Source organism: Limosilactobacillus portuensis (genome assembly GCF_028607025.1).
Taxonomy (GTDB): domain Bacteria; phylum Bacillota; class Bacilli; order Lactobacillales; family Lactobacillaceae; genus Limosilactobacillus; species Limosilactobacillus portuensis.
Genome location: NZ_CP117296.1, coordinates 604,059 through 617,229, shown reverse-complemented (window position 1 = coordinate 617,229; position 13,171 = coordinate 604,059). Strand labels below are relative to the sequence as shown.

At 38.9% G+C, this 13,171-nt stretch carries 15 protein-coding genes; 4 read left to right on the top strand and 11 right to left on the bottom strand.

Annotated elements, in window-relative coordinates; genetic code table 11:
* Positions 1–114 precede the first annotated feature (114 nt).
* Positions 115–783, top strand: coding sequence for a YoaK family protein (locus tag PRK60_RS03095; protein ID WP_273646307.1), 669 nt, complete (start codon positions 115–117; stop codon positions 781–783).
* A 51-nt stretch (positions 784–834) separates the two neighbouring features.
* Here PRK60_RS03095 and PRK60_RS03090 read toward each other — a convergent pair whose 3' ends face one another.
* The 4 genes from PRK60_RS03090 to PRK60_RS03075 form a co-directional block, all read right to left on the bottom strand.
* Complete coding sequence (locus PRK60_RS03090) at positions 835–1,548, bottom strand: Bax inhibitor-1/YccA family protein (protein WP_102169144.1); 714 nt, start codon at positions 1,546–1,548, stop codon at positions 835–837.
* An 81-nt stretch (positions 1,549–1,629) separates the two neighbouring features.
* Positions 1,630–2,937, bottom strand: a complete 1,308-nt coding sequence (gene murC / locus PRK60_RS03085; RefSeq protein WP_273646306.1) for a UDP-N-acetylmuramate--L-alanine ligase — start codon at positions 2,935–2,937, stop codon at positions 1,630–1,632.
* 40 nt (positions 2,938–2,977) lie between these two features.
* Positions 2,978–3,628, bottom strand: a complete 651-nt coding sequence (gene ytpR, locus PRK60_RS03080; RefSeq protein ID WP_273646305.1) for a YtpR family tRNA-binding protein — start codon at positions 3,626–3,628, stop codon at positions 2,978–2,980.
* Between the two features lie 89 nt (positions 3,629–3,717).
* Positions 3,718–4,038, bottom strand: a complete 321-nt coding sequence (locus tag PRK60_RS03075; RefSeq protein ID WP_102169141.1) for a thioredoxin family protein — start codon at positions 4,036–4,038, stop codon at positions 3,718–3,720.
* A 140-nt stretch (positions 4,039–4,178) separates the two neighbouring features.
* Here PRK60_RS03075 and PRK60_RS03070 point away from each other — a divergent pair, with 140 nt between their 5' ends.
* The gene (locus PRK60_RS03070) at positions 4,179–4,526 is read left to right on the top strand and encodes a PepSY domain-containing protein (RefSeq protein WP_191910810.1); all 348 of its coding nucleotides are present in this window, start codon (positions 4,179–4,181) and stop codon (positions 4,524–4,526) included.
* An 81-nt stretch (positions 4,527–4,607) separates the two neighbouring features.
* Here the strand turns inward: PRK60_RS03070 and PRK60_RS03065 are convergent, their stop codons facing one another.
* Genes PRK60_RS03065 through PRK60_RS03050 form a run of 4 tightly spaced genes read right to left on the bottom strand, consistent with a single transcriptional unit; the run spans position 4,608 to position 7,605 of the window.
* Positions 4,608–4,997: a HesB/YadR/YfhF family protein gene (locus PRK60_RS03065; RefSeq protein ID WP_102169139.1), complete on the bottom strand. Its 390-nt coding sequence runs from the start codon at positions 4,995–4,997 to the stop codon at positions 4,608–4,610.
* 10 nt (positions 4,998–5,007) lie between these two features.
* Positions 5,008–5,664 (bottom strand): tRNA (guanosine(46)-N7)-methyltransferase TrmB, encoded by a 657-nt coding sequence (trmB, locus tag PRK60_RS03060; RefSeq protein WP_102169138.1) that lies wholly within the window; start codon positions 5,662–5,664, stop codon positions 5,008–5,010.
* Positions 5,665–5,672: 8 nt separating this feature from the next.
* Complete coding sequence (locus PRK60_RS03055) at positions 5,673–6,875, bottom strand: ABC transporter permease (RefSeq protein ID WP_102169137.1); 1,203 nt, start codon at positions 6,873–6,875, stop codon at positions 5,673–5,675.
* Entirely contained in the window at positions 6,868–7,605 is a 738-nt protein-coding gene (locus PRK60_RS03050) for an ABC transporter ATP-binding protein (protein ID WP_102169136.1), read from the bottom strand. The genes PRK60_RS03055 and PRK60_RS03050 overlap by 8 nt, the downstream gene beginning before the upstream one ends.
* 128 nt (positions 7,606–7,733) lie before the next feature.
* On the opposite strand from PRK60_RS03050, the gene PRK60_RS03045 reads away from it, so the two are divergent.
* Both PRK60_RS03045 and PRK60_RS03040 read left to right on the top strand, forming a co-directional pair.
* A complete protein-coding gene (locus PRK60_RS03045; protein WP_102169135.1) occupies positions 7,734–8,171 on the top strand; it encodes an HIT family protein in 438 nt (145 codons plus the stop codon).
* A complete protein-coding gene (locus tag PRK60_RS03040; RefSeq protein ID WP_102169134.1) occupies positions 8,152–8,376 on the top strand; it encodes a hypothetical protein in 225 nt (74 codons plus the stop codon). The genes PRK60_RS03045 and PRK60_RS03040 overlap by 20 nt, the downstream gene beginning before the upstream one ends.
* 69 nt (positions 8,377–8,445) lie before the next feature.
* Here the strand turns inward: PRK60_RS03040 and PRK60_RS03035 are convergent, their stop codons facing one another.
* The 3 genes from PRK60_RS03035 to PRK60_RS03025 all read right to left on the bottom strand — a co-directional run bounded on the left by PRK60_RS03035 (position 8,446) and on the right by PRK60_RS03025 (position 13,148).
* Positions 8,446–9,378, bottom strand: coding sequence for a peptidylprolyl isomerase (locus PRK60_RS03035; RefSeq protein WP_178695875.1), 933 nt, complete (start codon positions 9,376–9,378; stop codon positions 8,446–8,448).
* Between the two features lie 106 nt (positions 9,379–9,484).
* Positions 9,485–11,953 (bottom strand): ATP-binding protein, encoded by a 2,469-nt coding sequence (locus tag PRK60_RS03030; protein ID WP_273646304.1) that lies wholly within the window; start codon positions 11,951–11,953, stop codon positions 9,485–9,487.
* A complete protein-coding gene (locus PRK60_RS03025) occupies positions 11,943–13,148 on the bottom strand; it encodes a metallophosphoesterase family protein (RefSeq protein ID WP_273646303.1) in 1,206 nt (401 codons plus the stop codon). Before PRK60_RS03025 ends, PRK60_RS03030 begins: the two co-directional genes overlap by 11 nt.
* Positions 13,149–13,171 lie beyond the last annotated feature (23 nt).

Genomic DNA, 13,171 nt, shown 5'->3' with positions numbered 1-13,171 from the left:
GCTCCTTCTCTTATTCTTAATAATTGTACCAAAGATTGAAAGGCTCCGTTAGTTTCCTGTTCACGAATTTAATGAGATCGTTAAGGTTTTATCATTTATTAAAGAAGGGATCTTTTGAACAAATTACTTAATACTCATCACGTTGAAGAGGCACGTCTGTTTGCCATCATCATGACTTTTTGTGGTGGCTTTCTTGATGCATTTACCTATATTCAATGTGGTCACACGCTTGCCGCGGCACAAACTGGGAATATTGTTTTCCTCGCTGCAGCGTTGGTTAATCATAATGTTATTGGAATTATCGACCGGTGTGGTGCAATTATCCTCTACATTATCGGTATCATCGTTGCCATTACCTTTCAAGCAAATATCAAATACTGGCGAATTTTTTGTCTTTTCCCAATCCTAATTATTGGCGGATTCGTGGGCGCTATGCCTGAGGACTTCCCTACATATCTCTCAGTTGGTCTGGTTTCCTTTGGCCTTGCGTTACTAAATACTGCCTTCAGTAAGATTGAGGGGCTCGGTTACAGCAGTGTTTTTACTACAGGTAACATTAAAAAGTCAGTGGTTTTTGGCACAGAATATCTCTACCACCATCGCCAACAAGATTTAAAAATCGCTATTAACTACTTCATCGTCGTTTTAGCATTTACCCTTGGCGCAATTTCATCAGCAATCATTCAGCCCTTCTTCCGGATGAAAACGATTTGGGTTGCAGTTGCCATTATCTTCTTAACTGATATATTTTATTATTCTCAAAAAGTCCATAAAACTAATTAAAAAGAAGAAGGTGAGAAAAACTAAACATTTTTCTCACCTTCTTCTTTTTAATTAGTTTCGCTCACTCATCCCAAAAATTTGAAGGAGTGAAATAAAGAGGTTAACAAAGTCTAAGTACAATTGAAGTGCACCCAAAACCGCTAATCCAGTTACTGAAACTTGATCACCATAATTAACATAAATCTGCTTCATTTTCTGTGCATCCCAGCCAGTCAGCACAGTAAAAATAATTACTGCGATGAAAGAGAAAATGTAAGCAATCGCTGGACTTTGCAGGAACATATTAATAATGTAGGCAATAATCAAAGCAATTAATGCTGCCATTGCATGTGATCCAAACTTAGTTAGGTCCCGTTTGGTTACGGTCCCGTAAATCGCCATTACAATAAAGATCACTGATGATGAAACAAAAGCTGAAGCAATACTTGCGCCAGTATAAACACCAGCAATCAATGCAAACTCAACTCCATAAATGATTGATATCAGCATTAACATTAAAAAGGCGCCAACAGGATTTCTGGTAGCACTAAAACTAATCCCCATTGATAAGGCAATTGGCAATAGTAAGACAAGCCAGATCATTGCTGGATGGGCACCAAAGTAACCGAAAACTTCACGACGAAATGTATTCATCGTTAAATAAGCGGAGAATGCAGAAACTAAAATCGCAACCACCATATTACCGTACATCCGAGTCAAAAACCGATTTAGTCCTGCAGAATCGGTAACAACCCGACGTTCCGGTTGTTCAGAAAAGTTATTCATTATATATCATTCCTTTTAATTTGACTTTCTCTGACCTTTCCAAAATAATAACAAATCTAATAGCAGTCTTCAACCTGCCAACTATTTATTCAATAGTTCTTTGTACTTATCTTCATATTTTTCAATATCCCCAGCACCCATGAAGACAACCACAGCATCATGATAGTGGAGAAGCTTCGTCATCGTATCCATATCAATCCCTTCACTGTCAGGAATCTTTGCTTCAAGATCTTCACTTGAAACATGACCAGCTTGTTCACGAATAGAACCAAAGATTGGCGTAACAAAAACCTTATCTGCTTTCCTTAATGATTCTGCAAAGCCATCAATATAAGCTGCTAATCGCGAATAAGTATGTGGTTGGAAAACGGCGATCACTTGACGATCCGGGTACTTTTGCCGAGCCGCATCAATGGTTGCCTTAATTTCGCTTGGGTGGTGAGCATAATCATCAATCAGTGTTTCATCGGCAATATCGGTCTCGCTAAATCGCCGCTTAACTCCAGTAAAGTTTGCCAGCTCACGTTTAATATCTGCCATATCAACATGTTCCATGTAAGCAACGGCAATTACCGCTAAGCTGTTAAGAACACTGTGCTCACCATAAAGATGAATGGTAAATGTTCCTAACTTTTGGTCCTTAAAGTAGGCATCATAGGTCGAACCAGCTGGTGTTCGTTGGATATTTTCTGCACGGAAATCGTCCTTTTCATTTGTTCCATAGTAGTATACAGGAACATCAACATCGAGTTTCCGCAGATTATCATCATCACCCCAAGCAAAGATCGCTTTCTTAACTTGCTTTCCGTATGTTTCAAAGGAACTGCGAACATCATCAATATCCTTAAAAAAGTCAGGGTGATCAAAATCAATGTTTGTCATAATAGCATAGTCTGGGTGATATGCTAAGAAGTGATCACGGTACTCATCTGCCTCAAATACAAAGAAGCGGTCCTTGGCATTTCCCTTACCAACACCATCACCAATCAAGTAGCTAGTAGGTTCAACGCCATCAAGAACATGAGCTAAGAGGGCAGTCGTACTAGTCTTACCGTGCGCTCCAGCGATCCCGATACTAGTATGACTAGTCACTTCATGCTCAACTGCTTCAGGGTAACTCATGACTGTTAGTCCAAGTTCGTGAGCCTTCTTTACTTCTGGATGATCATCACCAAAGGCATTTCCCTGAACAACAATCATTCCCGGCTTTAAATTAGCAGGATCAAATGGCAAGATCTTAATCCCATTTTTTAGTAATGGTTCTTGCGTAAAGCTTTCCTTTTCAATGTCTGATCCCAAGACTTCATTTCCCTTGTCGTGAAGAATTCGCGCAAGTGATGCCATCCCTGTTCCTTTAATCCCAATAAAATAATAAGTTTTCTTATCCATTAGTCTGGTTCCTTTCACAAACAATCGTTAAATTAACAGTTTAGTTTTCGGCAGGGAAGTAAGTATTGGCCCGTTCAAAGTCAACCGCCTCGCCAGTTTCTTGCCAATCGTCAGGGATGATCCATAGTCCCTTCTTGTCAGGAGCATTTTTCAAGCGAAGTTCACGGAAGCCACATAGCATTCCTTCACTTTCAACTCCCATCAATTCACCAGGCCAGATAATCTTACCGCTCGGCATCATTGCACCAGGACGCGCTGCAACTACTTTAATATGTTCCTTAACATTTGGAGAACCACACACAATTTGAACTGTCTTGCCATCTTCTACCCGTGTTTGCGTAATTTTAAGGTGATCTGACTTGGGATGATCTTCAATTTTTTCAACATAACCGACAACGAATTTAGGAGTATGATCAGCAATTAATTCGTCAGTAAAGCCAGCTTCTTTCAAAGCCTTATTCAATTTAACAACTTGCTCATCACTTAAGAATACTTGTCCCCGTTCGGCCTTTAACTCCGGCAAAATTTCACTGGCATTAAAAAAGTTGTAACCAAGGAGGCGTCCATCTTTAGCAGCAGTAATTTGTGTAACCTTTCCCTTAGAATTTACGGTTTGGTCAGCTACATCAGGGCCAGTAATAATAACTAAAATATCACCCATCTCTTGAGGGTTATAACTAGAAATTAACATCAGATTTTCCTTTCTCCATCAAAATAACAATGAAGGGAATCGTGATTAACAATACGCCGACCCCTTCATTCTTTTTACCGTTTACCATTTTACTTCAAATCATTTAAAAAATCTTCTACTTGTTGCTTAGTTTTTCGATCTTTGTTTACAAAGCGCCCAATTTCTTTGCCATCACTGTAAACAACAAAGCTTGGAATACCAAAAATATTTAATTCAGCAGCAAGGTCAATGTTTTCATCGCGATCTACCTCAATGAAGGTGTATTCTGGAAAATCTTGTTCGATCTCTGGCATTGCTGGCTTAATAAAGTGACAATCGGGACACCATCCAGCATCAAAGAACAATACGTATTTTCCTTTACTAATCTTTCCTAACAATTGATCCTCTTGCATTTGCGGTAATTTTTCCATTTTCTTACCTCCATGATGAATTTGAAGTAATTATATCATTATGCTATCACATTAGCTCTTAATTAGCTTTTTCTATCCGTTAATGTTAAAATTAACATTATTAATTTTGATACTAACTGACAAAGGAAGCAATTAATTAAATGAATGATTCTAATAATTCACTCAATCCTTGGTTATTACCAGTGACACTCGGTGCATCTGGGGTAGTTGGGTTCCTTGCTGGAAAGTTGTTTGGTCAACGACGAATTTCAGCTGACCAAATTCTCAAAATGATTCGCGACGATTTCAAACGCGAAGGAGAGGTTACTGGTAGTTGGATTAACCAACACCGGATCCCCTATCAACGTTTCGCAGTTAAAACTGAAGCCTACGAAGGCGGTGTTACCCGTTTAGAGGATGACCAGCCAGTTGATTATCAATTTATTGCTGACGCAAAAACAGGGAGTCTTCTTTCATTGAAGCGGGTTGAGCGATCATTAAATAACTAAAAACTACTTTAGAATAGAAAATATATAGGGTTCCAGAGTTCGGCATTACCGAGCGTTGGGACCCTATATTTATACTCTTTATCATTCCCAGTAATCTTCAAATTTACTTGAAGCTCCGGTAGTAGCGTCAACATTTTCGCCAATAAAATTATCTGCAGTTACTGTTTGCCCATTTTCTTCCCGTTGAAAGAAGAAGGCTGGATACTGATTATTATTCTGATAGTTGATTAACGTTACTAGTCCCGAAAAGAACCAGCTATCGTTAAAATTAATATGATAGTTAATTCCATCTTTTTTCTCGACTATCGTTGCATTTGATAGATCATTTTCTGGAGCAAATCCTTGCCAGGGACCATGATGAACATCCCGTGGTTGAACGGTTTTGCCGTAAATTCTGACTCCATCCCCAGATTTGAGGCCATAATTATCCTGAAACCATTTATTGGCGCTATCTGTAATAATTAATTTCATTTAATCATCCTTATAAGCTATCCTTTTTCGGCATTGTTGCGGTTAGCTTATAAATTGGCTGGCCCTTTGAAGCAAACTTATGCTCATATTCAGTTTCAACATTATGCTCATTCTCATCACTATTATGAAGATCAAGCCAAAGCCCAGCAAATTTCATCCCAAAATTATTCATGCTAACAACAGAAAATTCAAAGAATCCCATATTATCAGTTTTCAGTTCAACTTGTCCTTGTGACTGTAAAATAAGTTGATATTCACTTAAAAAGGTGTGATAAGTTAACCGTCGTTTTGCGTGCCGCTTCTTTGGCCATGGATCTGAGAAATTTAGGTAAAGTTTTTCAACTTCGCCAGGTTCAAAATATTCAGTTAACTCCTCACCTTCACCACAAATCAGCTGCAGGTTAGGTAAGTTTTCAGGAAGGGCCTTTTTTAAGGCAATTGCGGCAACAGTCCGCTGAATTTCCAAACCAATAAAGTTAATCTCCGGATGTGCTTTTGCCATTCCAATAATAAATTGCCCTTTCCCCATTCCCACTTCAAGATGAAGAGGCTGTTTCTTAGAAAAGCGCGATTGCCACTTTCCCTTAAACTTTGCTGCATCGTCAACCAATAACTCAGGGTGTTCCGCCATTAATGGGTCCGCCCACTTCTTATGTTTTACACGCATAATATTCCTCACTTTGTCATTTTTTTAATTCGACGTTGAAAATAAAATTTAGTTAAAAGATAACTTTCTGCAATCCCTAAAACCAAGTTCAACCCTAACCGTTGCCAGTTAAGATCTCTACCAATACTTGCGATCACTATTAGTAGCATTTCAATGATAATTACCCTATTCAATAACCGCTGAAAGTCCTTAACCCGAACTTCATGGTCAATCGGATAAATATGAGTAAAAACATTATTCTGGTACTGCTCGTAAAATGGCATTAGCTGGGTAGCAACAAGATAGATAAATAGCAGAGCAATAACGGTATTCAGCCAATTGACCGGGATAAAGAAGACAACTAGCATCCCAACAATCGTTAACCGCGTTACTAACCCACTTACCTCAGTATTTCGCACAAAACCATGCGCATATAAGTATGCCCAAGCATGATTATCATTTTCTAGCAATTTAATTAAACCAGTTGCCCATTTCCGTCGTTTAACACTTCCCTGAACACTTGGAACATCAGTAAAGAGGTTAAAGAACCGGTAAATACTAAACATCCGATCTTGTTCTGCGCGAACGGCCAGTCGCCAATCAATCGCAACGTTTCTGTAATAAGTAGTCATTGCAACTAACAAGATTGCCGATACTAGCAGGCCCCAAATAGGTCCCACAAACCACGTCACTAGCCAAACGATTAATGGGTTTATCCAATATTCAGCAATCGTTCTACTACGTTGTGCTCCCCAGCGAATACTGATCGCTTTTCTGGCCGTCCAAAGCCACGTCACCTTAGTAATCAACGCGGTGATTAAGATTAGACTAATGTCAAACGTTGTTAAGCGTTCTGTCGTTAAAGCAAATGGTAGTGCAATTACCGAGAGGGTAAGCACCATGAGCACGCCCAAAATCATACTATAAATAGTTGCTTGTTTTAGATAACGACTAATGGATCTTACCTGGGGAAGAAGAAAGATAGGATCAGGGCGTTTAAGCAGTGTTGCTAGCCGCCCAACTTGAGTAATTAACACAAACCAAAGAACTAACAACCACCGCGACCACCAGAGATGATCATTTAATTGTGGCAACCACTGGGAATAACCATAGGCCAGTGCACCAAAGAGGAAGAATAAAGCAATGACAAAGTGATCATTAAATACCAACCGCCAATACTTTAGTAACTCCATAAAATGCCTTTGCCGACGTTGACTAAATAAATTATTCATTTTGATCATCCCTTGCTAGGCTGAGATAAATATCATCAAGTGATTCATCAGGCTTATCCGCTTTTTGCCGTAATTCGTCTAATGTTCCCCGAGCGCGAACCTTACCGTTAGCTAATAGGACAAAACGATCACAGTAGCGTTGGGCAGTATCGAGAACGTGGGTTGACATCAAAACTGCAGTGCCGGCCTTCTTCCGTTCTTCAATCAATTCCAATAAATCATGAACCGCTAATGGATCAAGACCATAGAAAGGCTCATCGACAATTAATAATTTAGCATTAGTCATTAGGGCACAGCAAATCATAACTTTTTGCTTCATCCCTTTTGAAAAATTTGCTGGGAACCAGTCAAGCTTATTATCCAACCGGAATGTTTTTAATAATTTCCGAGCCCGCGTCCATGCCTCTTCGCTATTCAAAGAGTATGCCTTAATCGTTAGCTCAATATGCTCTCGAAGAGTTAGTTCATCGTACAAGATTGGCGTTTCTGGGACATAGGCAATTTGTTTTTTATAGTCGACGGGATCCTGTTGAATATTAACCCCGTTTAAGGCAATTTCGCCTGAAAATGGTCTTAGTAATCCAATGACATGATTAATTGTCGTTGATTTACCGGCACCATTAAGGCCAATTAAACCGACCAACTCGCCAGGCTTAACCTGAAAACTAATTCCTTTTAATACTGGGATTCGGGAATATCCCCCAATCAAATTTTTTATTTCAAGTGCCATTATTTTCCCTCTTTTTATTGACTTATCTAGCGTTGATTATATCATAGGTCACTTATTGACAGCTCTTTTTCAGAACACTTTTGGTATACTTATAATAACAATAAATTTTTTCAAAGGAGCGATCACCAATGGATGACTGTATTTTCTGTAAAATAGTAAAGGGTGAAATCCCTAGTTATACGGTATACGAAGATGACGTAGTAAAAGCGTTCCTTGATATTTCTCAAGGAACACCTGGGCATACCTTGGTCATTCCCAAGAAGCATGTCCCAGATCTCTTCGCATATGACGAAGAATTAGCTGCTGCTGTATTCTCTCGCCTGCCGAAAATTGCACGAGCAGTTAAGGCATCAAACCCGAAAATTAAGGGCCTGAATGTCTTGAATAATAACGGTAAAGTTGCCTACCAATCTGTTTTCCACTCACACATTCACTTAATTCCTCGTTACTCCGATCAAGACGATTTTAAGATGATTTTTAAGGATAATTCAGGTGAATACAATGACGCTAAATACAAAGAAATTCAAGAATCAATTAAGCGACAATTTGATAACACCAATAACTAATCATTTTCAAGAAGACTTAACGAATATTAAGTTTCTTCTCCGCTCACTTAAACAACTATCCACAAGTACCAAAAAATTAAAAGATGCTGCTAAAGGGCTTGAAAAGTACGCTGATGAGATTGAACGTCTTCATAAGCAGTGGCAATTTGAGAGTCAGCCCCACCTTGAAAAGATTCAGCAAATTACTGATAAACTAAAAGAATAGCAAAGGAAGCTCATCGTATTCGGATTAACCGGATGCCAAGAGCTTCCTTTTACTTTAGCCAAAATAATTTTAGTTATTAGCGAGGGATGAGCCACTATTTGATTTAGTGGTGCTTGCATTACTATTCAAGTAGTCATCCATAATATTCTTTAGATCGTTATCCTTAATTGAAACGTTTCCCTTCTTAAGGACATTTGAAACAACCTTATGTAAGAACTTAGAATCATTCATCTTCTCTTGAACGATTTGTGTCTTCAAGTCATTAATGTGTTGACTCTTCTTCCCTTTTGCCGGGTGTTCAATCATGTAAATCACAACATAGCCATCATCCGTCTTAACCGGCTCAGTAGTATATTCACCAGTCTTCAACTTAAATGCAGCCTTCTTGTATGCTGAGTCAACCGAAGTTGAAGTATTATCAAATGCTGCAACCTTACCACCAGCATTCTTAGTTGATGCGTCAGTTGACTTTGACTTAACTAACTTCTTAAAGGTCTTATAAGGATGATCTGAATTATTTAACTGATCAATGATCCCTTGAGCATCGTCCTTACTTCCAACAAGAATTTCAGCAGTTTGCACCTTCGGCTCGTACTTCTTCCACTGCTTGTCAATTTGCGCATTAGTAATATGAGTGTAACTCCGTACCGCAGCTTCCAAGCAAAGATTAGAACGAATTTGTTGCTTTAACTTTTTCTCAGTCAATCCTTGCTGTTGTAACACCGCACTAAATTGTGAACCATATTGATTCTTGTACGTGTTGTATTGGGCATTAACCTGCTTATCAGAAACTTGCTTTCCGTACTCCTTCTCCAAAACCTTATCCAAGATCATTTGCTGAAGAACTTGCTTCCCGTTAGTGGTGGTTTTCATTTCATTATAGTACTCTTCTTGAGTAATCTTTCCCCCACTAGTAGTTGCAACGGCCTTACTCCCACAAGCTGCTAACGGCAAGGCCAGCGTTGCACAGGCAATCATAGCAATTAACTTCTTAGATTTCACAAAAACACTTCCTCAATTAAATTTAATTTTCACAAAAACTTACCAATCTAATATACCACACTCAAAAAGCGATCCCACGCCTTGATCCAGAATGTTTAAATGATTTTCAAACTTTATTCTTATTTAGCCGATCAAGATTAATAATGGGGGACCCTAGCTCATTAATCTGCTCGTTAGCGGTAAAGTAGATCACCTGGTTTTCCTCAGCCAGCTGGTTCAGTAATTTTAACATCCGTCCCCGACGAACATTATCAAAATTAACAAAACCATCATCCACCATAACCGGCAACTTAATTTGATCACTAATTACGGTAATAAATCCCAAGCGGAGAGAGATAAATAATTGTTCTGCTGTTCCAAGCGATAATTCAGCAACCTGGAAAATTTGCTGTTCATGATTTAATACACTAATTCCGCTATCATCGACGATAATTTTCTGATAACGTTCAGCAGTTAAAATTGCAAAGAATTTTTCTGCTTGTTGAAGGATCTTGGGGTAACGATCTTGAGATGCTAATTTTAACGCCCCATTAATCCACCGAATAGCAAGTTGACTACTTAGCCATTGCTTAGTTTCATTCCAAATTACTGTCTGCAGATTTGTTAATTTCTGGTTTAATTCACTAAATGAGCCATCCTGTACTAAGGCATTAATTTGGACATTGATTTGGGCCAATGCCGTTTCAAGCTCCGTTTGTTTTTGTTCATTAGCTGCTAAGTTCTGATGGACAAGGGAAACCTTAGCATCAAGTGAATGCTTGCTATCGTAGTGAGCTAACTGTTGACGATCACTAGTCGTTAGTTGCTGACCATAAGCTGAAACCGTGACCTTCCTAGTTTGGTCAGCTACTTTTTGTGCCAGAAGTTGTTTGAACTCATTATCATTTTTAATTCCAAGCGACTTATATTCGGTCTCCTTAGCTTGACGATACTCGGTCAACCGTTGCGTTAATTGATTATTCCGTCTTTGAATTCGGGTTAATTCCTGCTCTACACTATTCAATTGTTGTACCTGATCCTGCATCTCAACAAGCCATCGCTGATAACTATTAATTAATTCATTGAGAGAATCAGCTGTTAAGCTAACCGGTAATTGTTGCTTAATTAATTCTAGCTGGTGTTCAAAACTAGTTTTGCGCTTATCTGCTTGCTCTACTTGAGCTCTTAAATCATGATAACGATGAAGATCCCCCTGCATCATTAACCATTTACTTGTTGGAAAAGCCGTTAAATTATGTTGTTTTCCAAATGATTGAAGTGCGGAGTTTTGTTCCTCAGTCAACTGTTTTTCGCGTTGTTGCTGTTTAAACCATAATACCCCTGCACCACCAAGAGCAATAATTCCACAAATCCAAACCAGGGGCTGGCGAAGAATCAATCCCAATATGAAAAGGACAATTCCAATTCCAGGAATAAATAGATTTTGGCTATTGTTAGTTTGAGCGCTAGCCCTAAGTAGTCCCTCCAGTTCGCTCACTGCTCGTTCAGAAAGTGGCTCTGGTAAATTAACACTTCCGTAACGTTCTGCTAGCTGCTTAAGTTCGGTATGCCATTGTTCCTGCTGATTAACTGTTTGACCATTTTTCTGAATTTGTAAGGCCAACAACTGATCTTTTAATTGCTGATAATGTGCTTTGCGTAATCGATAATCATTTACTTCAGGATCACTCAGTTTTTTGACGATTGCTTGTTGTTCAAGCTGCTGTTGGTTAAATGACTTTAATTGAGTATTAAGTTCCCGTTCCCTACTTTGCAGTTCTTGAATCTTAATAATCTCATCATCCGTTAACCGCTCTGTAAGGGGTTCCTTTTGATGGTTTTGCCACTGTTCATAAATTGGCCATAATCGTTGCAGTCGTTCTTCTTCTTCAACCTGATGCTTAAGCTTGGGCTGTTCTTGCTTTAGTTGTTCTAACTCAGATTGTTTTTCAACTTGTTTCTCAACTAAACGGTGGTAATCACTACTCTGTGATTGAGCTTGGTTAACCCGTTCGCGAAGTTCTTCATATTCCTTCAAATGACGATTTAGACTTAACTTCCGCCCACGAGGTTTATATAGGGAATCTGCTGCTTTTTCTAGGTGAGCAATTTGTTGGAGCCATTCCTGACTGCCAACCGCTCCTAATCGCTGTAAATGCTGTTCTAATTGTTCCCGATCCAATTCATCATTTAAAATATTATTTTGGTTAAAGCTGTAGATGGTTTGATAAAGTTCACGATCTAAGGGGCCAAGCAATTTAGTAAGGAAATCCTGCTTTTCCTTTTTCCCCTTTTCATTGGTAATTGTGACCTTCCCACCATTTTTCCCTTTTACACGCTTAATAACATACTGGTGTTGATCAGCAATTACTGTTAGGGAGCCACCATAACCCGAACCATCCTTAGGGATATATTGCTGGTATTTATTTTTTCCTCGACCATCCGCAAATCCAAAAAGGATACTCAGGATAAACGCAGCCAAAGTGGTCTTCCCAGCTTCATTGGCCCCATAGATTAGAACCGGATTGTTGGTAAAACTAAAATCTTGATCATGCCATTTTCCAAAGCCGTCAATGTGGACCTGTTTAATTTTCATCGTGATCCCCCTCACCTAATTTCTGACTTGCCTCATAACGTAATTGTTCAACCAGGGAAGGATCTGCAAGTTGATCCGCAATAAAACCATACTTAGCCAACTTTTCAGCTAAATCAATAACGACAGCTTGGCTAAAGACATCCTTAGCAGACTGGTCCCAATATTCCTGGTCTAAATCGGTCATTTTCGGTAAGGTAGCATCTTTTAAGAGATTAAGCTGATATGGCCACCATTGATAATTGCCCTTTTCACTCAGATTTTCCTGAAGTCGTTCCAAAATTGTCCCATTAGCTAGCAATTTTTTAGTTAAAACATTATCCTGATCAGTCAAATGGACATTAAACGCAATCATCTTAAATCCATCTTCTGCCTCTCCCTTACGAAGAAGCATTTCAATTAATGAATCAATCGTTTGATTGTTTTTTAATTGAACATCAATTTCACACCATTCAATTGGTGCAACTGGCTTAAACTCTGCCGTTAACTTATCAGAATCACTTTGAACAAGATAATAGCCATGGTGACCATCCTCATTTTTATGGCGTCCCTGCGGATTACCTGGATAAACAACTAGCGGTTTGTCGTTCAGAACCTGGTGCTTATGAATATGTCCTAACGCCCAATAATCATACTTTTTCCGTAAAAGCTCAGGAAGTGTGAAGGGTGCGTAGTGATCTTGATCGGGATTATTTTGTGAGATGGCGCCATGAAGCATCCCGATCTGCCAATCAACCGTCCCTTTTTCAGAAAATTCCCTAACCTGATCTTCAACTAACCAACGTTTACCGTAACTAAATCCTGTAATTGCTACTGTCTGGTCATCGGCAAGCGTTAATGTTTTTGTTTCAACCTGGTTACTAAATACATGAACATTGTTCGGCAATGAATCTAATTGTTCCGTTACTGGCTGATAGTCATGATTACCATAACTCAAATAAACAGGAATCTGTTGTTTTGCTAACCGTCGACATTGGCGGATAAAGAAATCTTCCGCTTCAGCACTATGATGGTCACGATCATAAATATCTCCAACAATTAAGACAAAATCAACTTGCTGATTAATTGCAGCATCAACAATTCGTTCAAATGCCGTAAATGTTGACTGGTGAACCCGTTGCCAAATTTGTGTTGGCATCTCATCTAATCCCCGAAACGGGCTATCTAAATGTAAATCTGCAGTATGAATAAACTTCATTTTTTCACCCTTTGAATGGAAAA